The 24,253-nt window shown below is 55.4% G+C and carries 20 protein-coding genes; 8 read left to right on the forward strand and 12 right to left on the reverse strand.

Features of this window, described 5'->3' with window-relative positions:
• From HED22_RS12870 to HED22_RS12880, 3 genes are read left to right on the forward strand one after another with little or no spacing between them, the layout of a single operon-like run.
• Positions 1-951: a DUF58 domain-containing protein gene (locus tag HED22_RS12870; protein ID WP_368484501.1), complete on the forward strand. Its 951-nt coding sequence runs from the start codon at positions 1-3 to the stop codon at positions 949-951.
• Entirely contained in the window at positions 948-3,656 is a 2,709-nt protein-coding gene (locus HED22_RS12875) for a DUF4159 domain-containing protein (RefSeq protein ID WP_167722813.1), read from the forward strand. The genes HED22_RS12870 and HED22_RS12875 overlap by 4 nt, the downstream gene beginning before the upstream one ends.
• Positions 3,653-5,728 (forward strand): hypothetical protein, encoded by a 2,076-nt coding sequence (locus HED22_RS12880; RefSeq protein ID WP_167722815.1) that lies wholly within the window; start codon positions 3,653-3,655, stop codon positions 5,726-5,728. The genes HED22_RS12875 and HED22_RS12880 overlap by 4 nt, the downstream gene beginning before the upstream one ends.
• On the opposite strand, the gene HED22_RS12885 is transcribed toward HED22_RS12880, so the two are convergent.
• On the reverse strand, positions 5,729-6,694 hold the full coding sequence (locus HED22_RS12885) for a LysR family transcriptional regulator (RefSeq protein WP_167722816.1): 966 nt from the start codon (positions 6,692-6,694) through the stop codon (positions 5,729-5,731). It lies immediately after the preceding gene.
• Between the two features lie 159 nt (positions 6,695-6,853).
• Between HED22_RS12885 and HED22_RS12890 the strand changes: the two genes are divergently transcribed.
• Positions 6,854-7,813: a glutathione S-transferase family protein gene (locus HED22_RS12890; RefSeq protein WP_167722818.1), complete on the forward strand. Its 960-nt coding sequence runs from the start codon at positions 6,854-6,856 to the stop codon at positions 7,811-7,813.
• 77 nt (positions 7,814-7,890) lie between these two features.
• Here HED22_RS12890 and HED22_RS12895 read toward each other — a convergent pair whose 3' ends face one another.
• The 9 genes from HED22_RS12895 to HED22_RS12935 all read right to left on the reverse strand — a co-directional run bounded on the left by HED22_RS12895 (position 7,891) and on the right by HED22_RS12935 (position 17,281).
• Positions 7,891-8,394: a F0F1 ATP synthase subunit B gene (locus tag HED22_RS12895; RefSeq protein WP_167722820.1), complete on the reverse strand. Its 504-nt coding sequence runs from the start codon at positions 8,392-8,394 to the stop codon at positions 7,891-7,893.
• Between the two features lie 4 nt (positions 8,395-8,398).
• Complete coding sequence (locus tag HED22_RS12900) at positions 8,399-8,884, reverse strand: hypothetical protein (RefSeq protein WP_167722822.1); 486 nt, start codon at positions 8,882-8,884, stop codon at positions 8,399-8,401.
• A 74-nt stretch (positions 8,885-8,958) separates the two neighbouring features.
• The gene (locus HED22_RS12905) at positions 8,959-9,183 is read right to left on the reverse strand and encodes an ATP synthase subunit C family protein (RefSeq protein ID WP_007089066.1); all 225 of its coding nucleotides are present in this window, start codon (positions 9,181-9,183) and stop codon (positions 8,959-8,961) included.
• Between the two features lie 60 nt (positions 9,184-9,243).
• The gene (locus HED22_RS12910; RefSeq protein ID WP_008889876.1) at positions 9,244-9,966 is read right to left on the reverse strand and encodes a F0F1 ATP synthase subunit A; all 723 of its coding nucleotides are present in this window, start codon (positions 9,964-9,966) and stop codon (positions 9,244-9,246) included.
• A gap of 21 nt (positions 9,967-9,987) precedes the next feature.
• Positions 9,988-10,353, reverse strand: a complete 366-nt coding sequence (locus HED22_RS19645) for an AtpZ/AtpI family protein (protein ID WP_254870020.1) — start codon at positions 10,351-10,353, stop codon at positions 9,988-9,990.
• A gap of 449 nt (positions 10,354-10,802) precedes the next feature.
• On the reverse strand, positions 10,803-12,134 hold the full coding sequence (locus HED22_RS12920; RefSeq protein ID WP_167722824.1) for a bifunctional 2-polyprenyl-6-hydroxyphenol methylase/3-demethylubiquinol 3-O-methyltransferase UbiG: 1,332 nt from the start codon (positions 12,132-12,134) through the stop codon (positions 10,803-10,805).
• Between the two features lie 99 nt (positions 12,135-12,233).
• On the reverse strand, positions 12,234-15,767 hold the full coding sequence (gene smc, locus HED22_RS12925; protein WP_167722826.1) for a chromosome segregation protein SMC: 3,534 nt from the start codon (positions 15,765-15,767) through the stop codon (positions 12,234-12,236).
• Positions 15,768-15,840: 73 nt separating this feature from the next.
• Positions 15,841-16,437: a thioredoxin domain-containing protein gene (locus tag HED22_RS12930; RefSeq protein ID WP_167722828.1), complete on the reverse strand. Its 597-nt coding sequence runs from the start codon at positions 16,435-16,437 to the stop codon at positions 15,841-15,843.
• Positions 16,438-16,669: 232 nt separating this feature from the next.
• A complete protein-coding gene (locus tag HED22_RS12935; protein WP_167722830.1) occupies positions 16,670-17,281 on the reverse strand; it encodes a DciA family protein in 612 nt (203 codons plus the stop codon).
• A gap of 78 nt (positions 17,282-17,359) precedes the next feature.
• On the opposite strand from HED22_RS12935, the gene mutY reads away from it, so the two are divergent.
• Entirely contained in the window at positions 17,360-18,439 is a 1,080-nt protein-coding gene (gene mutY / locus HED22_RS12940; protein WP_167722831.1) for an A/G-specific adenine glycosylase, read from the forward strand.
• A 91-nt stretch (positions 18,440-18,530) separates the two neighbouring features.
• On the opposite strand, the gene HED22_RS12945 is transcribed toward mutY, so the two are convergent.
• On the reverse strand, positions 18,531-18,740 hold the full coding sequence (locus tag HED22_RS12945) for a hypothetical protein (RefSeq protein WP_254870021.1): 210 nt from the start codon (positions 18,738-18,740) through the stop codon (positions 18,531-18,533).
• A gap of 142 nt (positions 18,741-18,882) precedes the next feature.
• Positions 18,883-19,983: a site-specific DNA-methyltransferase gene (locus tag HED22_RS12950; RefSeq protein WP_167722835.1), complete on the reverse strand. Its 1,101-nt coding sequence runs from the start codon at positions 19,981-19,983 to the stop codon at positions 18,883-18,885.
• Between the two features lie 479 nt (positions 19,984-20,462).
• Here HED22_RS12950 and HED22_RS12955 point away from each other — a divergent pair, with 479 nt between their 5' ends.
• From HED22_RS12955 to HED22_RS12965, 3 genes are all read left to right on the forward strand, one after another.
• Complete coding sequence (locus HED22_RS12955) at positions 20,463-21,470, forward strand: BMP family protein (protein WP_167722837.1); 1,008 nt, start codon at positions 20,463-20,465, stop codon at positions 21,468-21,470.
• 116 nt (positions 21,471-21,586) lie between these two features.
• Positions 21,587-23,185: an ABC transporter ATP-binding protein gene (locus tag HED22_RS12960; RefSeq protein ID WP_167722839.1), complete on the forward strand. Its 1,599-nt coding sequence runs from the start codon at positions 21,587-21,589 to the stop codon at positions 23,183-23,185.
• Complete coding sequence (locus tag HED22_RS12965; protein ID WP_167722841.1) at positions 23,182-24,252, forward strand: ABC transporter permease; 1,071 nt, start codon at positions 23,182-23,184, stop codon at positions 24,250-24,252. Before HED22_RS12960 ends, HED22_RS12965 begins: the two co-directional genes overlap by 4 nt.
• The last annotated feature ends 1 nt before the right edge of the window (position 24,253 follow it).

The following is a 24,253-nucleotide window of genomic DNA, read 5'->3' on the forward strand; positions in this document are numbered from 1 at the left end:
GTGACCACTGCTGTGCATGATCATGTCGCCGCCGCCCGCGCCCTTGCGGCCCGACTGCCACAGCTGATTGATGAGTCACGGCGAACGGCCATCAGTCTGCGTAGCGGCCTGCATGGCAATCGCAAGGTCGGCCCGGGGAGTGATTTCTGGCAATTCCGCCCCTATGTTCCCGGTGATCCAACCAATCAGATTGACTGGCGCCGGTCCGCACGCAGCGAACATACCTTCATCCGCCAGACTGAATGGCAGGCCAGTCACAATTACTGGATATGGCCGGTTCTTTCGCCGTCGACCTATTGGGCATCCAAAGACAGCTTGCCGTCAAAGGCCGAACGCACTCTGATCATATCCATTGCACTGGCGGACCTTTTGATACGCAATGGCGAAACCGTTGGCACCTTTGATGGTGAACGGACCCGCATCACATCGTCAGAACATCTGGAAAAACTGGCCCACGCCATGCTTGCCAGCCCGCAAAGCATTGTCGATCAGGGTGCAAACATTCATCCCGGGCGCAAGCATTCGGTTCTGATCCTGGGCGACTTCCTCGAGTTTTCCGATCAAACCGAAAAGTCGAGCAAAACCGTGCGGCGTCTGGGGCAATATCAGAATGACGGCGCGCTGGTTCAGATTCTTGATCCTGCCGAAATCACCCCACCGTATCAGGGGCGGATTGATCTGTTTGATACTGACGATCAAATGATTTTTCGCAGCGAAAAGTTCGAAGATCTTGCCGATGACTTTAAAAAGCGCGCCCAGAAATGGCGGGCGCAGGTCCGCGATGCTGCCCGCCAGAATGACTGGCTCTATGACCGCCACGTCACATCCGAAAGTGCCAGCCCGACATTGCTTGCGCTTTATCAGCATCTGAGCGAACGGCAAAATCAAAGCGGATCGAATGGACGGGGCCGCCCGAACCTGCAGCGCCAAAACAGGCAGGAGATGTCATGAGCCTGTCGGCCATCACATTCCTTTATCCTGCGATGTTGACCGGCTTGATGGTCTTGCCGATTGTCTGGCTTTTGATCAGGTCCGCACCACGGTCGCCGAAAACCATCATCTTCCCGGCCGCCCGCATCCTGCGTGGCCTTAAAAGCAATCGCCGCGATATTCAGCGCGCGCCGATCTGGCAAACCATTCTGCGCTGTCTGATCCTCACACTTCTGATCATTGCCGCAGCCCGTCCGGTGATGAACCGCAGTGACTTTGCCGCCAATGACGGCGCAATCCTGATCATTGCCGATAATGGTTGGGACAGTGCGGCGAACTGGGGACAGTACCGTACGGCACTCGAACAGATCGCCAATCAGGCCCGGTTTGATCTGCAGACGGTCTATGTCGCGCAAACCGCACCAGAGGCCGCCGGTGCAAGCACCTGGAAGCTTCCCGACATTAGCGGGCCGGTATCGCCCAATGATACCAAACGCCTGTTTGACCGATTGCAGCCACGACCCTGGCCATCCGATTACGCAGCCCTGTCGGACCTGATTTCAGAACGGCCGGAAATGAACCGTGCAGTGGGCAGTATCCTTTGGCTTACCGGGCAAATGGACAGCCCCGGAAAGTCTAAAATCGCATCCGAATTGCTTGATATCGCGCCAATCACCACAATTTCGCCAACTGTCACGGATCGCATCGCCATCCGGTCGCTCAACCGTTCTGGCACAGGCATGGTGGCAACACTTACGCATAATCGCAATGAACTGCCCCGCGAAGTGAACCTTCTGGCACGCGGAGAACGCGGTAATGTGATCCTGCGCCATAAGGTAGAAATCACCCCCGATAGCGATCAAAGCGATGTCGCCATTCTGCTGCCCCGTGACATTTCCAACGCCATTCAGTCGGTAGGCATTGAAGGGATTGAAAGTGCCGCATCGGTGTTTCAAACCGGCGCACGCTGGCAACAGCGCCGGGTTGGCGTCATTGTCAGTTCCGGCGATGGTCCGGGGGTGTTGTCCGATCAGTATTTCTTCCTTGATCGCGCACTTTCGCCCTATGCGGACGTGACCTATGCACCGCTGGGCACGTTGCTTGAAGGCCAAGTCGATATTCTGGTGTCTGCCGGACCGATTTCAGGGCTGGGCAGCCAGTTTGATGCATTGGAACGCTGGGTCAATGAAGGCGGCATGCTTGTCCGTTTTGCTGGTGACAGTTCATCACAGATCGGCAAGGACTTTCTGCCCGTCACGCTCAGACTGGGTAACCGGGATTTTGGCGGATCAATGTCATGGGAAAAGCCCAAAAGGTTACTGGATTTCCCCGAAAACAGCCCGTTTCATGGCATTGCGGTCCCCGATGACATCACGGTCACCCGTCAATTACTGGCCGAACCGGACCCGGATATTGTCAGCAAAACATGGGCGCGCCTGACCGATGGCACACCCTTGATTACCAGCACACCGCGCAATGCTGGCCGGCTTGTGCTGTTCCATGTAACACCATGGGCGGATTGGTCGAACCTGCCGATGTCCGGTCTGTTTGTAGAGCTGTGGCAAAAAATCCTGCCACTTGCCAGCCCCAGCAATAGCAACGATGCCGAGTTACAAAGCAGTCTTCCGGCCCAAACAATCCTTGATGGGTTTGGGCGACCTCATCAACCAGATGCGTTGATCTTGCCCGTTCGCACTCCGCTTCCAGTACCCAACCCACGCCACCCACCGGGCATCTACGGCGAAAATGGACAGGCGGTTGCACTTAACCTTGGTCCGTCGCTTTCAAATATCGGGCGTGATGTCATTTGGCCATCGGGTGTCCGTACACGCGAAATCACCGATCAGAGCCAGGTCGACCTTGCTGCACTTTGCCTGTTGGCGGCGGTTATTCTGGTCATGTTTGATGCCCTGATTTTGCTGGTGCTGAACAATGTGTCTCTTCGGCGCAGCCGACGCAGCAATGCCATGACATCGATCTTGCTCGGTGTTGTCATCACAGGCATGGGTGCGGCCGTCCTGCTGTCTTCATCATCACGCGCTGCCACCCTGCCCGAGGCCGCCTTGCAACCCCGTCTGGCCTATCTTGAAACCGGAAATGCGCCGGTCGATCGCCTCAGCCGTGCGGGTATGACAGGCCTGACCGAAATACTGCGCAGGCGAAGTGCCGCGGACCTGAACACAGTGGATGGCGTCAATCCGGAAACCGATGAGCTCAGCTTCTATCCGCTGATCTATTGGCCACTTGTCGACGGACAGGAACCGTTTTCCGAGCGTGCGCAAGACCGTCTGAACCGCTATCTCAATAATGGTGGAATGATCCTGATTGACAGTCGGGATCGCGAAGTCCAGCCAGCCCGCCTGCGGCGCCTGTTGGCCGGGCTGGAAGTCCCGCTTCTGGATCGTGCACCAAGTGATCACATTTTGTTTCGCAGTTTCTATTTGCTTGATCATGCCTTTGGCCGGTTTTCCGAACCGCTATGGCTTGATGCACGGCCCAGCCAGCGTCTGGACGGGGTTGCATCGGTGCTGTTTGGTGGCAATGACTGGGCATCGGCCTGGATCCTTCCAGAAGGTCGTGACGATCTGCGCAGTGAAGACATCTCGCCACGGCAACGTGAAATGGCCTATCGGTTTGGCGTTAATCTGGTGATGTATGCCCTGACCGGCAGCTACAAGGGCGATCAGGTACATATCCCGGCCATTCTCGAAAGGTTGGGCCGATGAACCAGGGATGGCAGAACCTTCAGATCGCACCGCTGCTCGACATTACCATCCTGCAGGGACTGGCGGTCTTGTGTCTGGCTGCTGTCATCCTCTTTACCCTGTTTCGATTGCGCGGGACGGTCTGGCGTGCTGCGGTCATGGTGCTGGTTCTTCTTACCCTTCTGGCACCGCAATTTACTGATCAGGAAAGCGAGAAGCTTAGCGACATTGTTCTGGTACTGGTCGACCGATCGGCCAGTCAGAATATCGCGGATCGCGCAGCGCAAGCCGATGCGGCGATTGCTGAACTGCAAGATCGCTTTGTCGATGACCCATCGGTTGAGTTGCGCTTTGAAGATGTTCCGGGGGAAACCGATACCCGCATGTTTGCGGTTCTCGACCGCTTATTGGGCGGGTTGCCGCGTGAACGGCTGGGCGGTGTCATGATGATCACAGACGGGCAGGTTCACGACATTCCCGACCGTCTTGATCTGGCAGCTCCCCTCCATGTTCTGATCAGCGGCGGGCGCGATGAACGCGACCGCAGGTTGGTCATTCGCCAAAGTGCCGATTACGGCATTGTCGGCAAGGATGCCGAATTCATGATCGAGGCGGTTGATCCACAGCTCTCGCGCGGCACGGCCATCCCGGTGCGGATGTTGCTTGAAGACGGTACCGAACGCGAAATTGCCCTGCCTGCCAATGAACAGCGCCGGGTCAGCATCCCCGTACCGCATGCCGGATCGGTTCTGGCCGAATTGCGCATGGATACGCTCGATGAAGAAACCGACAAAACCAACAACCGGCTGATCCTTGAAACCACCGGGGTTCGTGACCGGCTGCGTGTTCTGTTGTTATCTGGCGAACCCCATCCGGGCGAGCGGGCCTGGCGCAACCTGTTGCGTGCTGATCCGGGTGTTGATCTTGTGCATTTCACCATTTTGCGGCCACCTGAAAAGGGCGATGACACGCCGATCAATGAACTGGCGCTGATCCCGTTTCCGATCCGCGATTTATTTGAGGTGCGCCTGCGTCAGTTTGATCTGATCATTTTTGATCGCTATCAGATGCGGGGCGTTTTGCCGCCGCACTATCTTGAAAAGGTCGTCGATTTCGTCAAATGGGGTGGTGCCGCCCTTGTGGTCGCCGGGCCGGAATATGTCGGGGCAGATGGGCTTTCAACCACGGCACTCAACGATCTGATGCCTGCTGTCCCGACCGGCCGCATCGTAGAGGAAGCTTTTGTCCCGCGTGTCAATCAGGCCGGGCGTTTGCACCCGGTGACAACCGCTATTGCCGGATCGCCAAATACACCACCCAAATGGGGCCGCTGGTACAGACAGATCGAAACCCGTGTATCCGATCCCGATGCCATGACACTGCTGACCGGTGTTGACGAGATGCCGCTTCTTACCATGCAGCGCGTCGAAGAAGGCCGTGTCGCCATGCTGAGTTCCGATCAGATGTGGCTGTGGCAGCGCGGTCATGATGGCGGCGGCCCGGTTGCCGAATTACTGCGTCGCCTGTCGCACTGGCTGATGAAGGAACCAGCCCTTGATGAAAACACGGTTCTGACCGAACGCAGCCCGGATGGTGACAGCCTGATCCTCAATTGGCGCAAAATTGGTGCCGCGCCCGCAGCAGCCAGTGTGATCAATCCGGAAACTGGTGAGCAAATCAACGCGCCGTTCGAACAACTGCCAGATCAATCATGGCAGGCGACCGTGCCGATTGAGACACGCGGTCTGATCCGGGTTCGGGTTCGCGATCAGGATAATCGCAGCCAGACCAGCCTTCATGTGGATCGCGATGCCCTGACAGCTGAAACCCGGAACACCAATTCAACCCCTGACCTTTTGGCCGGACTGGTCGTGGAGAATGATGGTTATATCGGCCGGATTGAAGATGGCTTGCCTGATTTCCGCCATGTACCCGATGATCGTGTTTGGCATGGAAGCAACTGGGCAGGTTTTGTTCAAACCGACAGTTTCAAAACCGTGATTGGCGGCATCACCAATCTTCTGCCCATCCCGTTTGTCGCCCTTTTGATCGGCGCGATCTGTTTGTTGGGCTGGCGGGTGGAAAGCAAGTAGTCACGGCGTGGGGCGCTGACGTCCCCGTCCTTTACGATATTCGGCGCAGGTATCCTTGTGGAAATTGCACAGACCGCCTTTGAATTTTTCGACCAGAAAATCGATAAAGACACGCACCTTGCTGGGCAGGTGACGACGTTCGGGATAGACCGCGTAAATCCCGCCACTGCTGAGCGGATCGTAATCATGCAGTATCCGCACCAGCCGCCCTTCGCTGAGGGCCTCAGCGACGATGAATTCCGGCTCGCGGGCGATACCAAGACCACGAATGGCCGCAACAGAGGTGAATTCACCATTGTTGCACGACATCACCGGATTGACCCGGACAGAGACTTGGCCATCAGGGCCTTCGAAGTCCCATATATTCGGGCTGGGTATGTTGGTATATGAAATCGTTCTGTGCTCGACCAATTCCTGCGGGGTTTTGGGTTCGCCATGTTCGGCCAGATAGCCCGGTGATGCCACCACGTGGCCGTTGAAATCGGCAAGCTTGCGGGCAATCAGGCTTGAATCCTTAAGCCGGGTGATCCGGATTGCCATGTCGATCCCCTCGGCAACCAGATCAACCATATGATCGGCCAGATGGATATCGACATGCAGCCCAGGATATTTTTCCATGAATTCGGTAACGAGTTGCGGCAGATACATCTGCCCGAAGGTCAGCGGGGCTGAAATCCGCAATGTACCGCGCGGCGTTCCGCGCAAATCCGTCAACGCGTGTTCGGCTGTTTCGATTTCTTCGACCACGCGCGCGCAGTGCTGATAGAAGGTCGACCCAGCATCGGTCAGACTAAGCCGCCGTGTGGTACGGTTCAAAAGCCGGATACCAAGATTGTCTTCAAGCTTGGTCACATGTTTGCTGACCGCAGACTTTGACATGCCGAGTTTACGGGCCGCGCCGGAAAAGCTGCGTTCTTCGACAACACGGGCAAAGACGGTCATGCCGTCAAGATTTCCGATCAGCATTATGCGGCTCCTGGCTACATTACACGGCGTACTGTTGCGCGATTGGAAACAAATTAATGTCACATCAACGGATTGTCTTCAACGCGCAAATCAGGAGAATAAAGCCCAACCGAGGCAGGATGACTGCCCAAACCGACCAACAGAAACTGGGAAACGGACATGGGATTACTTGTCGACGGAAAATGGCAAGACAAATGGTATGACACCAAAAGCACCGGCGGAAAATTCAAACGCCAGGATTCTGCTTTCCGCAATTGGGTGTCGGCCGATCAGAATGCCGAGTTCCCGGCTGAAAAGGGCCGCTATCATCTTTATGTCTCCTATGCCTGCCCTTGGGCGCATCGTACGCTGATTTTCCGCGCCCTGAAGGGCCTTGAAGATATGATCAGCGTATCTGTTGTCCATTGGCACATGGGCGAGAATGGCTGGGAATTTGACCGCGACGCCGGCCTTCCCGATCATCTTGAAGATCGCGACTTCATGCATCAGGTCTATACCGACGCAATGTCCGATTACACCGGACGTGTCACCGTGCCTGTCGTCTGGGACAAGAAAGCCAACAAGCTGGTCAACAATGAATCAGCTGAGATCATCCGCATGTTTAACAGTGCGTTTGATGACCTTGGCGCAAACGATGCAGATTTCTACCCTGAAGCATTGCGGGCAGAAATCGATGAAGTGAACGAGCGCGTTTATCACGACGTCAATAACGGCGTGTACAAGTCAGGCTTTGCCACCACGCAGTCGGCATATGAAGAAGCCGTCACCAAGCTGTTTGATGCGCTGGACTGGCTTGAAGAACGCCTTTCCAAGCGGCGCTACCTTGTTGGCAACCAGCTTACCGAGGCAGACTGGCGCCTGTTCACCACACTCGTGCGCTTTGATCCTGTCTATCACGGGCATTTCAAATGCAACCTGCGCAAGCTGAATGAATATCCCAACCTTTGGGCCTATACGCGCGATCTGTATCAGCACCCCAGGGTCAAACAGACGGTCTTTATGGATCATATCAAGGGCCATTATTACGAAAGCCACCCGACGATCAATCCGTCCGGTGTTGTCCCAATGGGTCCGGTGCAGGACCTTGATGCACCGCATGGTCGCGAAAAGCTGTCCTGATCGCAGCGATGTCATTCAGACAATAAAAAACCCCGCAGCAATGCTGCGGGGTTTTTAAATTCCGGAAACCGGAAAAATCAGTTCAGACGACCTTTGATTTCCGCGATCGCACTATCAACCAGCTCGTCTGCCTTTGCACCGGAAACCTTGTCAGAAACAAGGGCCGTGGTGGCCTTAGCCGCGATTTCGGCAACATGTGCACGAACTTCGGCGATAGCTTGGCTTTCGAGGTTGGAGATACGGTCCAGGGCCTGTTGTTCACGGCGTTTGAGGGCCGCTTTCAACTCTGCCTGGGCGCTCTCGAGCATACGGTCAGCTTCTGCCTTGGCATGCGCGCGGATTTCGTCAGCTTCCTTAAGCGCTTCACGCTGTTTGGCCTGATAATTGGCCAGAAGCTCTTGTGCTTCTTCGCGAAGACGCTGTGCTTCGTCCAGTTCGTCGGAAATCTTCTGGGCACGTTTATCGAGTGCAGCAGAAATCCCTTTGACGGCTTTGAAACCGCCAAAACCGACGACCAGCACGAAAGAAAGCGTGGTCCAAGTGTATGGATCGGTAAGGAAAGTAACCTCTTGGGTTGCCATTATCTTACTCTCCTACGATTGCCGAAACAGCCTTGTCGGCAGTTTTGGCCTGAACCTTGACACCGATAAGTTTGTCGGTTGCTTCACGGGCAATTTCCGATGCTGCTTCTGCAACACCCGTCATTGCATCCGCTTTTGCGTCCGCAATTGCCTTTTCGGCGTCAGATGTCTTTTTAGACAGTTTCTTGACCATCGCATCGGTTTTCTTTGCCTGCTCTGCAGCAGCCTTTTCCGATGCTTCGCGAATGTCTGCCTGAGCAGCTTCACGAGCTTCTGCCAGGGCAGCCTCGTACTTCGCAATGGCGGCATCGGTTTCGTCTTTCAACGCCCGAGCCTTGCCAAGGTTGTCTTCGATGGTTTTTTGACGGCGTTCCAGAACTTCACCGACTTTCGGCAGCGCAATTCTCGACATCAGGAAATACAAGATGGCGAAAATAACGAACAGCCAGAAAATCTGTTCCGAGAACGTCGCAATATCAAACTGCGGCATAGCCTACTCCCGAATTCAACGAGACCGGCGAGGGAGTGCCTCGCCGGGCCGTGTATTCGCGCAAAAGGCGCCGATTAGCCGAACAGAACGATCAGCGCAACGACGAGTGCGAACAGTGCAATAGCTTCGGTAACAGCAAAGCCGATCCAGCCATACAGTTCAACGTCGCCTTTTGCAGCCGGGTTACGGCCAACAGTCGCAATCAGGCTCGACCAGATGTTACCAACACCGATACCGGCACCAATCATGCCAATAGCAGCCAGGCCAGCACCGATCATCTTAGCAGCATCGAGTTCCATAACTTCACCCTTTCGAATTTCTTAAAGGCAATCAGAAGAGATCACACCAAACCACACACATCAGTGCATGTGGATTGCATCATGGAGATAGATGCAGGTGAGAATTGTGTAGACATAAGCCTGAAGCGCAGCAATGCCGAACTCCAGAACAGTAATCCCCGTCAGCAAAGCAAACGGAAGCACGCCGAGAATGCCAATCAGGCCAACGAACCCACCGATAACTTTCAGCATGATGTGGCCGACGGTCATGTTCGCAAACAGTCGGATCGCCAAGCTGAACGGACGAGAGAAATAGGAGATGATTTCGATCGGGATCAGAATGATCGCGGTCGCAATCGGCGCACCTTCAGGGAAGAACATCCGAAGGTAATGCGTACCATGACGCATGAAGCCGATGACCGTCACACCGAGGAAGATCACCAGAGCCATCGCAAAGGTCACAGCGATGTGGCTCGTAAAGGTAAAGCTGTGCGGGATCATGCCAAGCAGGTTCCCGAACAGAACAAACATAAACAGTGTAAAGACGAACGGGAAATATTTGCGACCAGCGCTACCCACGTTGTCCTTGAGCATATTGGCGACGAATTCATACATCACCTCGGCAGATCCCTGCCAGCGGCCCGGAACCAGCGCGCCGCGACGCATCGAAAGCGTCATGAAGCCCGTTACGAGAACGGCTGCGATCACCATCCACAGTGCGGAGTTGGTGAAGGAAATATCAATGCCGGCAACCGAAAGTTCGGCCAAGGGCTTGATTTCAAACTGCTCTAGCGGTCCAGCCACCGTAATCCTCGCTCAATATTATCAGGGTTCGGATTGGTCCCCGTTCCCCTGCTTGCGCTTCCCCATCGCACGACCAAGTCCGACAGCACTGTCAAAACCCTTGGCAACGCGATAAGCGTTCAAACCTCCGGCGCCTGCTCCGAGAAAAACAAACAGAACAAGCAGCCAAGGCGTCGTATCAAGCACCCGATCCAGCGCCCAGCCGATCAGCAAGCCAACAAGAACCGCAGCGATCATTTCCGCCGAAATCCTCATGCCAAGCGCCATCCCTTGGGATGGTTTGCCGGTCGCCCGGTTCGGGCTGTGCAGTTCTTCTCGCTTGCCTGCTACAGCTGCCAGTTTGCTTTCAAGCTCTGCTAATGAAGCGCGATCTTTATCATCGCTCATTGTCGTGAACCCCGCTTTGGCAGCCCTGCAAACGTCGCAAGGAAATGCGCGGGCAACATACTTAGCACCCCATGGGCTGTCAAGCTGTAAAACCCCACCTTCCCAGAGCTTGGAAAATCGGAATAACGTCAATTATTTCAATAATTTAAGCTATCGAATGTGAAGGAAAACACTTTTGAAGTTAGGCAATAGTCGCAGTCCGAAAAAATAACAGTGATCCGTCCCACTTGCCTGCAACCGGCGGTTTTCCTTGGTTCCTGCCGGTTTGACGGCCTTTGACAAGGCAAATGACAAAGTCGGGGATTTTTATCCTGACCCGACAATTTGCCAAGATCAGGGCCTATTTTTGCCAGAACCATGAAATATCGAAAGGTTAAACACAATCCACCGCCCCGATTCACCGGGGACTGAACTGGTCGTTATCGCAGCCTGCCGCGATCAGCAGCCAATCAAACCTTGCGCACGCGCAATGTCCGTTCGCCATCGGTTTTTTGCCAACCTTTTGGCTTGGCAGCCAACATCCAGTCGAACTTGTGAAACAACGCCCACACTGCACCGAGCGTGTTGATCGCAATCGAGTTCATATCAATTGGCTGGGTATCGAGGATTTCATCGCGCAGAATGGTAATAATCCGGGCGACCGAGTTTTTGCCATCAAAGACAGCCAACAAACGCGCCAGGTCCGGCCCGCCGGTTAAATCAACTGCATTACCGCTGCCATCTTCGATCAGAACAGGCTGCCCCGCGAGGGCGACCAGATCATCAAAGAATGTCTTGTTGGGCGGAACAAAGAAATAGGGTGCCAGTTCTGCATCCGGCAGCACTTCGGCACTTTGGCCCTTGTCTTCGCGTGTCAGATAGAAGGCATGAAGCGGCATCGCACCGCTAAACCGTTCGCAAAATGCCTGTTGATCGCGCAGCGGCTTGGCCGCGAGTTCACGCAGCAATGCCGGATCACGGACCAGATTTTCAATATTGTAGTGTGCCTTGCCCGTGCCACCGAACCCGAAGAAGCCGGTAAAGGCTGCAACATGCAGACCAGCAGAAGACGCGAAGTCATAGACCCCATGAACATCATAGGCGCATTCAACCGGATGCAGCAGCAGGTCAACGACTTCCGGATCGTTTTCAAGCAGGCCTTTGATAAAGCCCGGACCACCGCCCATTTTCAGCAGCATGTTATCTTCGGGAAGGGCGGAAAGCAGCGTGCGCGTCATGGCAAGCTGTTGCTGCAGGTCTTTGCCTTCCAGCAGTGGCTCGATCATTTTGCGCCATTCTGTCACGGCAAGACGACCATGTTCGCCATAAACCATGATGCCCATCGCGCCATCGGTCTTGAGCACTGAAGTCAGGTCACGCAGGCCCTCCTCCGGATCTTCCAGATGGTGCAAAACGCCGGCACAGTTAATGTAGTCAAACGGGTCAGGTTCGGATTTTGCAAATTCTGAAATCGTCTGATTAACGTAATCGACATTGGTAAGGCCGCGTGCCTCGGCCCGTGCCCGGGCGACCTTGGTACTGGCCGCAGACGGCTCTAGATAGGTTACCGCCCCACCGACATCACGCAGCTGCTCGGCCAACCAGATCAGGGAATCCCCTGTCCCACCGCCTGCAACAAGAGCGCGAAAACTGGCATCGAAGCCCCTTGTCCCGCCAAAGCAGTAGTGATTGACCCGTGACAGGGTATCAAGTGGCGGCATTAACAGGCGGTCTTTTTCCTGCTGCGGATCGCGCAACGGATAGGGAAACTGTTCATAAAGCTCGCGCACTTTTTGGGACATTCGGCCTTCACCATCATTGAGTTTCAATGATGTTTAACATCGCGCGCCCTATCAGTTTATTAAAAAACGGATCAATTACCGGCGCGGGTAAACCTGATTTTAGCTGGTGAAGTCGAGCTCGGTCTGTTCTTTCTTGGAATAGACTTCTGCCTGATGGAGATCGACCGAGACCAGCGATGACACACCGCGTTCAGCCATGGTCACACCAAACAGGCGGTTCATGCGGGCCATGGTCATACGGTGGTGGGTGATGACCAGGAAGCGGGTGTTGGCATGACGGCCAATGGCTTCAAGCAGCTTGCAGAAACGGTCAACGTTGGCGTCATCAAGCGGGGCGTCGACCTCATCAAGTACACAGATTGGCGCCGGATTGGTCAGGAAGACTGCGAACAGAAGTGCCACAGCAGTAAGGGCCTGTTCACCCCCGGACAGAAGCGAGAGATGCTGAAGCTTCTTGCCCGGCGGGGATGCCATGATCTCAAGCCCGGCTTCGAGCGGATCATCCGCATCGGTCAGCATCAGATGCGCGCCACCACCGCCAAACAGACGAACAAACAGTTGCTGGAAATGCTTGTCGACTTCGTCAAAGGCGGCTTTGAGGCGTGCACGTGCTTCGCGGTTGAGCTGATTGATGCCATTGCGCAGTTTTTCAATGGCGGCAATCAAATCATCGCGTTCGGACACCATGGTGTCTTTCTGTTCCTGCATCTCGGCCAATTCGACCTCGGCGCGCAGGTTAACCGCCCCCAGGTTTTCCCGTTCACGGGTCTGGCGTTGCAGGCGGGCTTCGATGTCGCCTTCGCTTGGCAGGTCCTTGGTCAGATCAATCTGGCCCAGCTCGACCAACTGATCTGGCGTGGCATTAACGCGTTCGCGGATACGTTCGATCAAATCACGGCGATGTTGTTCGGCCTGTTCAAGAAGTGCCTCGCAGCGCACGCGACCTTCGCGGGCCTCGGCCAGTTTTTGTTCGGCTTCACGCAGGTTCATATCCGCTTCGCGCTGGGCATTTTCAGCACGCTGCAATTCATCAGCGGCTTCTTTGCGGGTCGCATCGGAAAGTTCAATCCGGTCCGACAGAATGGCACGGCGTTCTTCGATCTCTTCGGGCTTGAGTTCAAGCTCCTCGATCTCCATGCGGGCTTCTTCCTGGCGTTCGCGCAGTTCGGCAACCCGTTCACCGGCACCGGATGCACGTTCGTTCCAGGTGGCAATTTCGTTTTCAACGAATTCAAGACGCTTGCGGCGACCTGACATGGTGCTTTGCATGCGCTCAAGCTGACTTCTGGCTTCCATCTGATCGGCGCGCGCATCGGCAAGGTTGGCACGCTTTTCAATCAGCTCGGCCTTGATTTCCATCAGGCCCTCGCTGCTTTCCTCTGGCAGGGCGGCGAGCTCTTCCTGTTCGGCAATCAGTTCATCAAGGTCTTGCTTGGCACGCTTTTCGGCCTCTTCTGCGTTCTGAAGACGGCTTTGGATTGCGCTGGCGTCGCGTTTGATATTGGCGATTTCCTCGCGCGCGGATGAAGCCGTATTTTCCGCATCGCGTACCGCGCGATGGGCTTCCTGCTCGGCTGTCCGGGCCGCCTCGATTTCTTCATCAAGGCGTTCGACATTCTCGCTGGCTATCTCTGCGCGCTCGCTTGCGGCTTCGACGACGGCATCAGCTTCTTCAAGTTCACCGCGTAATTCTTCAAGGCGATTGCGCTGGCGCAGGCGAACCGCTGCCGGAAGCTCAGCACCGGCAAGAATACGATAGCCATCCCACCGCCAAAGTGCACCTTCACGCGAAACAAGGCGCTGGCCGACCTTGAGATTCTTGGCAAGGAAGTTCCCCGTAGCTTCATCATCGACAATGCCGATCTGCCACAGCCGCCGGTTCAAAAGTGCTGGTGCCTCGACATATTTGGCGAGCGCACTGACATCATCGGGCAAGGCTGGGTCATCAGTTGCCGGGTCAATGGTTGCCCAATGCATGGCCGCATCGGTTGCATCGGGCGCATCAAGGTCTTCGCCAAGGGCGGCGGCCATGGCAAGTTCAAACCCGCTTTGCACCGTGATGTTTTCAATGACCCCGGGATATTTGTCGTCATCGCCACCACGCAGAAGGCTTTCAAGCGCCTCAATCTCGGCGGTGAGGCGCGCCTTGCGGCTTTCAGCATCACGCAGGGCATCGCGCGCATCACTTTCGGCCGTTTTCAAACCGTCTTCGCGATCACGCATTTCGGCAAGGCGCATTTCCGCCTCTTCGACTGCCATCTTGCGTTGTTCGACGAGTTCCTCGCACTCTTCAAGATGCTCGTTTGCCTCTTCAAGGGCTTCGGTAAAATCTGCTTCAATGCGGATATCGTCTAGCTTGGCAACCGCCTCATCATGGCGTTCAGTCAGGCGGGCACGGCGGGCATTGAGTTCACCTAAGCGCTGTTGCACCGATTTGAGGCGTGCCTCTTCCTCGGCGACCTTGTTGGTCATCGCATCGACGTCTGTTTCAAGCTCTTCCACCCGAAGGGCCTTTTCGGATGCAACTTCGCGGGCTTCATCAAGGGCGTCGTCTTCGCTGCCTTGAGCTTCGCTTAGTTCTTCGCGTTCGTTCTTGAGCTTCTCAAGCGCACCCTGCGCATCACTTGCCAGTTCCGCTTCGCGGGCAAGATCGGCATCAATCTGCTGGATGCGACCACGCAGTTGGCTCATTTGCGTTTCAATCTGCGCCTTGTCCTTATCCAGGCCTTCGCGTTCGATCAGAAGGCGCTGCAGTGCTGCAGCCGCATCGGCTTCTTTTTTGCGAAGATCGGGCAGGCTGGCGGCCACATGGGCCTGAACCGTGGTTGCCTCGGTCACCGATGAGGTCAGATCGCGAACTGCACTTTCACCCGCGACCAGCAATTCACGCGCATCTTCCTGACGTTTCTCCGCTTCGGTCCAGCGGATGTGGAACAGCAATGCCTCTGTCTCGCGGACACTTTCAGAAAGCTTGCGATATCGTTCGGCCTGTCTCGCCTGTTTCTGCAGCGAGGCAATCTGACCATCAAGCTGCAAAAGGACGTCTTCAAGACGTTCCATATTCTGTTCGGCGTTTTTAAGGCGTAGTTCCGCCTCATGGCGGCGTGAATGCAGGCCGGTAATGCCTGCAGCTTCTTCAAGGATCAGGCGCCGCTGGATCGGTTTGGCCCCGATCAGTGCGCCAATTTTGCCCTGGGAAACCATCGCATTTGAACGCGCACCGGTCGCGGCATCAGCAAACAGCAACTGCACATCACGGGCACGTACATCCTTGCCGTTAACGCGATAGTTTGACCCGCCGCCACGTTCGATGCGGCGCGTGACTTCGAGCATGTCAAAGTCATTGAACATCGCGGGCGCCTTGCGCTCGCTGTTATCAAGGGTAACCGATACTTCTGCAACGTTACGAGCAGGGCGGCTTGATGTGCCGCCAAAAATAACGTCGGACATGTCGGAACCGCGCATCTGCTTGGCCGATGTTTCGCCCATCACCCAGCGCAGTGCCTCGACAAGATTGGATTTGCCACAGCCGTTCGGTCCGACAACACCGGTCAGCCCGTCTTCAACCAATAAATCTGTTGAATCGACGAAGGATTTGAACCCCGTCAGCTTTAGCGATTTAAACTGGACCAATCATGTCCCCCGGTCCGACCCTGTCCCCTGTTGCCGGACACCACACATGCGGTGTCCGACAGAATTGTTTTAGTTAGTCGATAAGGTCTTCGACTTTGTCGATAAAGAATTCCGCTTCACGCGAACCGGCAATCAAGTCGCCATCAAGAATGAAGCTTGGCGTGGAATTGACCTTGTGTTCCTGCTCGCCGGTCATGCGCGATCCAACGATACCATCAATCAGTTCCTGATCGGCCATGCAGGCATCCACCGCATCACCAGTCATGCCCGCAAAACGCACCACTTCCTTGATGCTGCCAATCGGGTCCTCGGAACGTGCCCAGGTCATTTGCGATTTGAACAGCATGCCAAGCACACCGAAATAGCGATCCTCGCCCGCGCACTGGGCAATCGCAGCCGCGCGCAGGGCAACACCATCAAGCGGATAGTCGCGGAAGATCAGCTTAAGCTTTCCGGTATCAATCAGCTTTTCCTTGATTTCGGGCAGAACCTCGGTGTGGAAGGACGCGCAATGCGGGCAGGTCAAAGATGCATATTCGATCATCGTGACCGGTGCATCCGCATCCCCCATCACATGTTCTTTCCATTCAACTGCCTGTGCCGGCTGGGTGCTTGCCACACCAACCATCATCAAAAAAGCACCAGCAAGAAACTTAACTGCCTTTAGCAAGGAAACCTCCGTTAAAACAAAGTTTTGTGATTACAAGCCTGTTGCAGCGCGGGAGTCAACACACCCCCGAAAACGGCTATGCCACCAACGAGTCGCCAAGTTGGCGCGCAATTGCGGCAACTCCGTGATCGTTCATTTCATGAAACTGATTCGATTATCCTCGACGCGCAAGACAACAACTCGTGACCGTGTGGCACGGCACCACGGGCTTTAACGGATGGCGCTGGATGCCTTATTTTTTGCCGTTCTTGGGACGCAATCCACCACTTGCCCCGGCAATATGACGGCCAAGGCGGGTCAGGACTTCGCGCAGGTGCGGATCTTCGATCTTTTCGATATCGGCCTGGCTTGACGGGGTGATGTCGGCTTCGGGCACCTCGGTCGGGCGATGTACGGTGCGTTCGGGGCGGGAAATATCACCCTGAAGCATCGTGATCTTGTTAATGGCACGATAGCCGAAATAGCTGTTCACGCGTTCGATGATCTGCGGCATGCGGTGTTGCAATTCAAGGGCGACCGGTCCGACAACCCGAATAAGCAACGTACCCCCGGCAATGCTTTCCTTGGGCGGCGGGGTGTATTTCAGCGGCATGGTGTATTGTTCAAGATCTTGTCCGACGATCTCGGCCCAATGCAGAATGATTTCGGTCTGGAAAAAGCCACGTTTGCGCACCAGTGGCCGGGTCAGATTACCAACAAGCGGCGCGACGTTGCGAAGGCCCATGCGGCGTTCGGAACTGCCCAGCGGGACAAAACCCTGCTTCTTTTTGGGCGCAACAGATTTGGATGCCTGATCCATCACCGAGCCACTTTTCGTACCAGTGTTATCTTTTTTCTTGCTCACGCCCGCTTCTTTCGTAGGGTCTGCATACCTTCCGGACCTAAAGTAACTGTCCGCAAAACAACATAACACGGGATCGACGTGCATTTCACCCATCAGGATATCCAACGCCTTTCGCAAAGCATGCTGGAATGGTACGACCGCCATCATCGCACCCTGCCATGGCGGTCTGAACCCGGCGACACGCCCAACCCTTATCACGTGTGGCTGAGCGAAATCATGCTGCAACAAACCACCGTGCAAACGGTGGGGCCATATTTCGCTGCTTTCCTGAAACGCTGGCCGACCGTAATCGATCTTGCCAATGCCGAACTGGATGATGTTCTGCATGCCTGGCAGGGACTTGGCTACTACGCGCGGGCCCGCAACCTGCACAAATGCGCCAAGGTCGTCGCATCCGAATATGGGGGTGTTTTTCCCGACACCGAGGAAGGCTTGCTGAAACTGCCGGGCATCGGGCCTTATACCGCCTGTGCGGTTGCGGCCATTGCCTTTAACCGCCATGCAAGCCCGGTCGATGGCAATATCGAACGCGTGATTTCACGGCTGTTTGCGTTGGAAACCCCGCTGCCCGACGTCAAACCGGAAATCAAGGAAAAGTCGGCCGCCCTGACGCCATCGGACCGCCCGGGTGATTATGCCCAGGCATTGATGGATCTGGGGGCGACAGTGTGTACTCCACGCAATCCGGCGTGCGGAATTTGCCCGTGGCAGGCTGATTGCGAAGGCCGCAAATCGGGCATCGCGCCCGACCTTCCGAAGAAACGCAAGAAGGAACCCAAACCAACCCGCGTGGGTTACGCCTTCTGGATCCGGCGCGAGGATGACGGTCGTATTCTGGTGCGTCGCCGTCCGGAAAAAGGACTGTTGGGTGGATTGTATGAAGTTCCCGGCAGTGACTGGCGAGCAATTGAAACACCAGATGATGTCATGCTGTCCGAAGCGCCGGTATCTGCCAACTGGTCCGAACTGGACGGGACGGTGGGTCATACCTTCACGCATTTTCATCTCACTGTCAGCGTGCTGGCCGCGACCCTGCCTGCCGATCAGGCAGATACACTAGATGGCAGCTGGACGACGATTGACGGGCTTTCGGACTTTGCCTTGCCGACCGTGATGAAAAAGATCGTGCGTCATGCCCTGAAATACGACCCGGCGTAATCGCGTCAAATGCGTTTGCAACAACTGCCGCAATGAAAAAGGCCCGTGGTCAAAACCACGGGCCTTTGTTTTTGAACTTCGCGCGGCGCGATCAGGCGTAAATATCGATTACCTGTCCACGGCCCTCTGTCGGGGTCGGTGCGGCCTGCTGCGACGTTTCGGCTTCTGCTGTTTGCTCTACCCGCTGTGTCGGCGGTGAATTCAGGTCGTTGTTACCCGTTTCAGCAATCGGCGCGGTTGCCTGCTGAATTTGTACCGGGTTGGGTGCGTATGCTGCACCCCCTACTGCACCTGCTTGCATAACTTTCTCCATCTATCCTTGCGGATAAGTTTTGACGGAAAAAATATAGCAAGAATTTTGGGCAAAAGCAAAACCGGCGGGTTTTGCAACCACGCCGGTTCTTTTGGGCATCAATGATTTACCCGGAATTTTCCGCTCTTAATCAGGCGGGGACCTGACCCATTTCCTTACGCAGCTGACTGCGCAGATTGTCGATTGAAACCAGTCGGCCATCACACTTGTAATGCCAATAAGTCCAACCATTACAAGCCTGTGCGCCCTGCACGTGTGCGCCAACCTGATGGATCGACCCGGCATTGTCCTTGTGACTGATCGAGCCGTCTGCACGCACCATTGCAGCAACATTGCCCCGGTTGTCATAGATCTTGTCACCCGGCGAAAGCAGGCCGCGTTCAATCACCGCACCAAACGGAATACGCGGCAGGGAACGCTTCGACTCGGTGAGTTCAAGGCTGTCGCCATCCAGCATCTGGACCTTGGCAATGCGGTCACGCGCAGCTTCGGCATAGGCTTCTTCGCGTTCCAGACCGATGAAGTGACGACCCAGACGACGCGCAGCTGCACCGGTCGTCCCGGTGCCAAAGAACGGATCAAGCACCACGTCGCCCTGACGGGTGGTTGCCATCAGAACACGCTGCAGGAGTGCTTCGGGCTTCTGGGTCGGATGAACCTTCTTGCCCTTGTCATCCTTGAGACGTTCCGAGCCAGAGCAAATCGGCATCAACCAGTCAGAGCGCATCTGCAGACCTTCATTGAGCTGCTTCATCGCTTCGTAGTTGAAGGTGATGGCTTTCTGTTCTTCGCTTTTCGAGCACCACAGAAGCGTTTCATGCGCGTTGCAGAAGCGCTTGCCGCGGAAGTTCGGCATCGGGTTGGTCTTGCGCCAGACGATGTCATTGAGGATCCAGAACCCGATATCCTGAAGCGTATTCCCGACGCGATAAATGTTGTGATAGGAGCCGATCACCCAGATCGCACCGGTATCCTTAAGCACACGACGGGCTGCGGTCAGCCAGTCACGGGTGAAGTCGTCATAGTGACGGAAGCTGTCAAACTGATCCCAATGGTCGTCGACTGCATCGACCTTGGAATTGTTCGGACGCAGCAAGTCACCGCCAAGCTGAAGGTTGTAGGGCGGATCGGCAAAAATCAGATCGACGGATTTTTCCGGCAGGCTGTTCATCAATTCGATGCAATCGCCAACCATCACCTGATCAAGTGGTAAAGATGTCTTTTTTGTCATGATGCCTTCTAGGTTCCCCCTTGAAATCTTGATGAAAGCATCAACCGAAATAGTTAATGAAAGAGTTAACCGACTCCGAAATTTTTCAAGGATTCGCATTGCGTTAGAAAGTGCGTGAGCTGTTTAGACAATCTTAACTGCTATGGTCGAAAAACCGGAAGATTTTGGCCCTGCAACCGCAAGACCGCAAAGCCAGTTGATCCAGCCCGGACTCGGGTGATCGTGCATGGGCGAAATCAGGCCCATTCGGTGCCGGGATATCCTTGCCTCACCTCACAGTTGCGTAGACCCCCGTGATTTGCATGCGCTGACTGACAATTATCCCCGAGTATTCCCAGATACTTACACCCAAAAGTGGAAAACTGACCATTTGGACAGAAGGTGCTTTGCCTCTTTTGTGATCGCGTATACAATCTGCCCACAATCTATGCAAAAAGGTTGATTTTCGCACAACGGCAATAATCCGCAGGGGGACAATAATGAAGTCAGGTACTTTCCGCCTTACGCGCCGGGCCATGCTGTCAGCCATCGCTGGCGCAGCCGCAGTGGTTTCGTTTGGCTTTGGTGCACCGGCACAGGCCGCCGATCCGCTCAAGGTTTCAGCAATCTACACCGTTCCGGTCGAACAGCAGTGGGTTTCGCGCATTCACAAGGCACTTAACGCTGCCGAGGAACGTGGTGACATTTCCTATGAGTTTTCCGAGAACGTCGCCAACACCGACTATGAGCGCGTCATGCGCGAATATGCCGAAAACGGCTCTGATTTGATCGTTGGCGAAGTGTTCGGCGTTGAACGCGCCGCGCGCAAGGTTGCCGCCGACTATCCGGAAACCGCCTTCCTGATGGGTTCGAGCTTTGCACCCGACGGGGAAAACTTCTCGGTCTTTGATAACTTTATCCATGAGCCGAGCTACCTTGTCGGCATGGCGGCTGGTGCCGCGACCGAAACCAACAAGATCGGCATGGTTGGTGGCTTTGCCATTCCGGAAGTGAACCGTTTGATGCATGCCTTCATGGCAGGTGCGAAATCGGTCAATCCGGATGTCGAATTCATGGTGACCTTCATCAACAGCTGGTACGACCCGCCCAAAGCCAAAGAAGCAGCCTTTGCCATGATCGATAATGGTGCGGACATCATGTATGCTGAACGCTTTGGTGTTTCCGATGCGGCCAAGGAGCGTGGCATTCTGGCCGTTGGCAACGTGATCGACACCGCGGCTGATTATCCGGGCACCATCCTGGGTTCGGCGCTATGGCACATGGAAGCCACCATTGACCACGCCATCGAGGCGGTCAAAGCCGGTGAATTCAAGGCCGAAGATTACGGCAAGTACAGCTACATGGAATTCGGCGGCGGTTCTGTCGTTCTTGACCCGGCCCTGCTGCCGGACGGAACGGTCGAAGACGTCGAAGCCAAGCAGGCTGAAATTCTTGATGGGTCCTTCACTGTCGAAGTAAACGACGAAGAACCGAAATCAACGATGTAAATTTGCTCTCAGATTTTCGGGCAGTTCGGTGTAGAAGCCGAACTGCCCTTTTTCGTTTATAACCACCATCCAATCGCCCCACAGCGTGACGCATAAAAACAAAACGGATTACCCGAATGTCATCTGCTGCGCACACATCATCTGAAACGTTGCAAGACCTGCTGCTGTCGCTGGCAGGTGTCACCAAAAGATTTGGCGCACTCGTTGCCAATGACGCCATCGACCTGACTGTTCACAAGGGTGAAATTGTTGCCCTTCTGGGCGAAAACGGCGCTGGTAAAACCACGCTTATGAATATCTTGTTTGGTCACTATGTCGCAGACGAAGGCACCGTTACGGTCGCCAGTCGCGACGGCACCCTTGAACAGCTTGAACCCGGCGCCCCACAGGCGGCCCTTGATGCCGGGATCGGCATGGTTCATCAGCATTTCACACTTGCCGAAAACCTGACCGGCCTTGATAACATCGTCCTTGGGACAGAATCGATTTTCCGCGTCAGGCGCGACCGCAGTACCGCACGCGCAAAGCTTGGCGAACTGATGGCCGGGTCGGGGCTGAATGTCGATCTTGATCAACCCATACACAAACTGACTGTCGGCGAAAAGCAGCGCGTGGAAATCCTCAAGGCACTGTATCGCGATGCACGGTTACTTGTCCTTGATGAACCGACCGCTGTTCTGACCCCACAAGAAGCTGACAGCCTGTTTGCCATCCTGCGCAAACTTGCCGCCACCGGCCTTGCCGTCATCATCATCGCCCACAAGCTGGCCGAGGTTCTTGCCGTATCGCACCGGATCGCGGTGCTGCGCGGCGGGGCCAAGGTTGGCGAAATGAAAACCAGCGAGGCGGACCACAAATCCATTGCCGAACTGATGGTCGGTCGCGAAGTTCCGGCCAGCCGTCGCACACCGCGCGAAGCCGGAAAACCAGTCATCACCCTGGCCGACGTCATCATTGATCGCGGGGATTCCCGCCGATCCCTGCATTCGGTGAACGTCACCGCCCGCGAAGGCGAAATTCTCGGCATTGCCGGGGTATCGGGCAATGGACAGGCGGCTCTGGCGCAACTGATCGCAGGACTTGATAAACCCGATAGCGGGACGGTCGAAATCTTTGGCGACAAAGTCACCAAGTTCGATGCCCACACGTTCGCGCAGAACGGCATCGCCCGCATCCCCGAAGACCGCCATCATGACGGCATGGTCGGATCGATGACGGTGGCCGAAAACATCGCGATTGAGGATGTGCGAAGCGCTGAGTACCAAAAACTCGGTTTCCTTGATTTCGATGTCATCCGAAAACGGGCCGAACATGCGATTGCCGATTATGACGTGCGCTGCCCCGGCCCCGATGCCCCGGCACGCCTTTTGTCGGGTGGCAATATCCAAAAACTGATTTTGGCGCGTGTCTTGGAAAAATCACCCAGACTGATCCTTGCCAATCAGCCATCGCGTGGCCTTGATGTTGGTGCGCAATCGGAAGTCCATCGTCGTTTGCTTGAAGCCCGTCAAAACGGGGCGGCGGTCATTCTGATTTCTGAAGACCTTGATGAACTTCTGACCATTTCTGATCAGATCGCGGTCATCCATGCCGGGCACATCACACCAGCCATGCCAACGGAAAGTATTGATCGCTCCGAACTTGGCCTGATGATGGCCGGGCAAAAAGCAGCCCCCCATGCCACGACGACCACCAATCCGGGAGAAACGGCATGATCCGCTTTGAACCCCGCAGCAATCCCGGCCCGCTTCTGGTTTATGGCGTACCGGTTTTGGCCGCAACGATTGCCATTCTTCTGGCCGCCATTCCGCTTGCCCTTGCCGGTGCCCCGATTATCAAAGCCTATGGCCTGATGATCACAGGTGCTTTCGGCTCGGTGTTTTCAACATCTGAAATGCTAACCCGTGCAACGCCCTTGATCCTGACCGGGCTTGCTGCTGCCATCGCATTCCGCGCCAAGCTTTGGAACATCGGTGCCGAAGGCCAGCTTTACATGGGCGCCATGGCCGCCGTTGCTGTTGGGTCCGGTGTGATTGATGGTCCAAGCTGGGTGATGATCCCGCTTGTCATCATTGCCGGCATGATTGCTGGTGCGTTGATGCTGATTGGCCCGACGCTTTTGAAAACCCGTCTCGGCGTCGACGAGGTCGTGACCACCTTGTTGCTGAACTTCATCGTCTTGCTGTTTGTGCAGATGATGTTGGAAGGTGCGCTAAAAGACCCGATGTCGATGGGCTGGCCACAATCGGAACCGATTATTGACAGTGCCGTTTTTCCGCCCCTTCTCGAACGCATGCGGGTTCATATTGGCCTGATCATTGCGCTGGTTTCGGCCATTGCGCTGGCGATTTTCGTCAAACGCACGGTTTGGGGATTTGAAATTCGTGCGGTTGGTGAAAATGCCGCTGCTGCCAAGTTTTCCGGTATTTCTGTGACCAAAACCATGATCCTTGTCGCCGCCCTTTCAGGTGGTCTGGCGGGTCTGGCCGGGGTGTCCGAAGTGGCTGGAACGCGTGGTTACCTCGCAACCGATCTGTCACCCGGATATGGCTATGCCGGGATCGTCGTTGCCATGTTAGCGCGTTTATCACCGGTTGGTGTTATCGCATCGGCATTGTTTGTTGCATCGGTGTTTGTCGGTGCAGATTCCATGAGCCGCGCAATTGGCGTTTCAAGCTATCTGGCTGATCTGATCGTTGCCATGGCGTTGCTGTGCGTTTTGATCGGCGGGTTTTTGACCCGGTTCAAGGTTCACTTTGATCGCAAATCGGCGCAGGGCTAAG

The organism is Thalassospira sp. HF15, from assembly GCF_011806525.1.
In the GTDB taxonomy this organism is placed as follows: domain Bacteria; phylum Pseudomonadota; class Alphaproteobacteria; order Rhodospirillales; family Thalassospiraceae; genus Thalassospira.

Bases quoted from the DNA above. Each gene is read 5' to 3' on its own strand.
- HED22_RS12945 (WP_254870021.1), bottom strand. From the start codon at position 18,740: ATGCAAGCAGGTGCAGTAGGGGGTGCAGCATACGCACCCAACCCGGTA.
- HED22_RS12875 (WP_167722813.1), top strand. From the start codon at position 948: ATGAGCCTGTCGGCCATCACATTCCTTTATCCTGCGATGTTGACCGGC.
- HED22_RS12920 (WP_167722824.1), bottom strand. From the start codon at position 12,134: ATGTCCCAAAAAGTGCGCGAGCTTTATGAACAGTTTCCCTATCCGTTG.
- HED22_RS12900 (WP_167722822.1), bottom strand. From the start codon at position 8,884: ATGCCGCAGTTTGATATTGCGACGTTCTCGGAACAGATTTTCTGGCTG.
- HED22_RS12955 (WP_167722837.1), top strand. From the start codon at position 20,463: ATGAAGTCAGGTACTTTCCGCCTTACGCGCCGGGCCATGCTGTCAGCC.
- HED22_RS12905 (WP_007089066.1), bottom strand. From the start codon at position 9,183: ATGGAACTCGATGCTGCTAAGATGATCGGTGCTGGCCTGGCTGCTATT.
- HED22_RS12950 (WP_167722835.1), bottom strand. From the start codon at position 19,983: ATGACAAAAAAGACATCTTTACCACTTGATCAGGTGATGGTTGGCGAT.
- HED22_RS19645 (WP_254870020.1), bottom strand. From the start codon at position 10,353: ATGAGCGATGATAAAGATCGCGCTTCATTAGCAGAGCTTGAAAGCAAA.
- HED22_RS12880 (WP_167722815.1), top strand. From the start codon at position 3,653: ATGAACCAGGGATGGCAGAACCTTCAGATCGCACCGCTGCTCGACATT.
- HED22_RS12960 (WP_167722839.1), top strand. From the start codon at position 21,587: ATGTCATCTGCTGCGCACACATCATCTGAAACGTTGCAAGACCTGCTG.
- HED22_RS12965 (WP_167722841.1), top strand. From the start codon at position 23,182: ATGATCCGCTTTGAACCCCGCAGCAATCCCGGCCCGCTTCTGGTTTAT.
- HED22_RS12890 (WP_167722818.1), top strand. From the start codon at position 6,854: ATGGGATTACTTGTCGACGGAAAATGGCAAGACAAATGGTATGACACC.
- HED22_RS12895 (WP_167722820.1), bottom strand. From the start codon at position 8,394: ATGGCAACCCAAGAGGTTACTTTCCTTACCGATCCATACACTTGGACC.
- HED22_RS12885 (WP_167722816.1), bottom strand. From the start codon at position 6,694: ATGCTGATCGGAAATCTTGACGGCATGACCGTCTTTGCCCGTGTTGTC.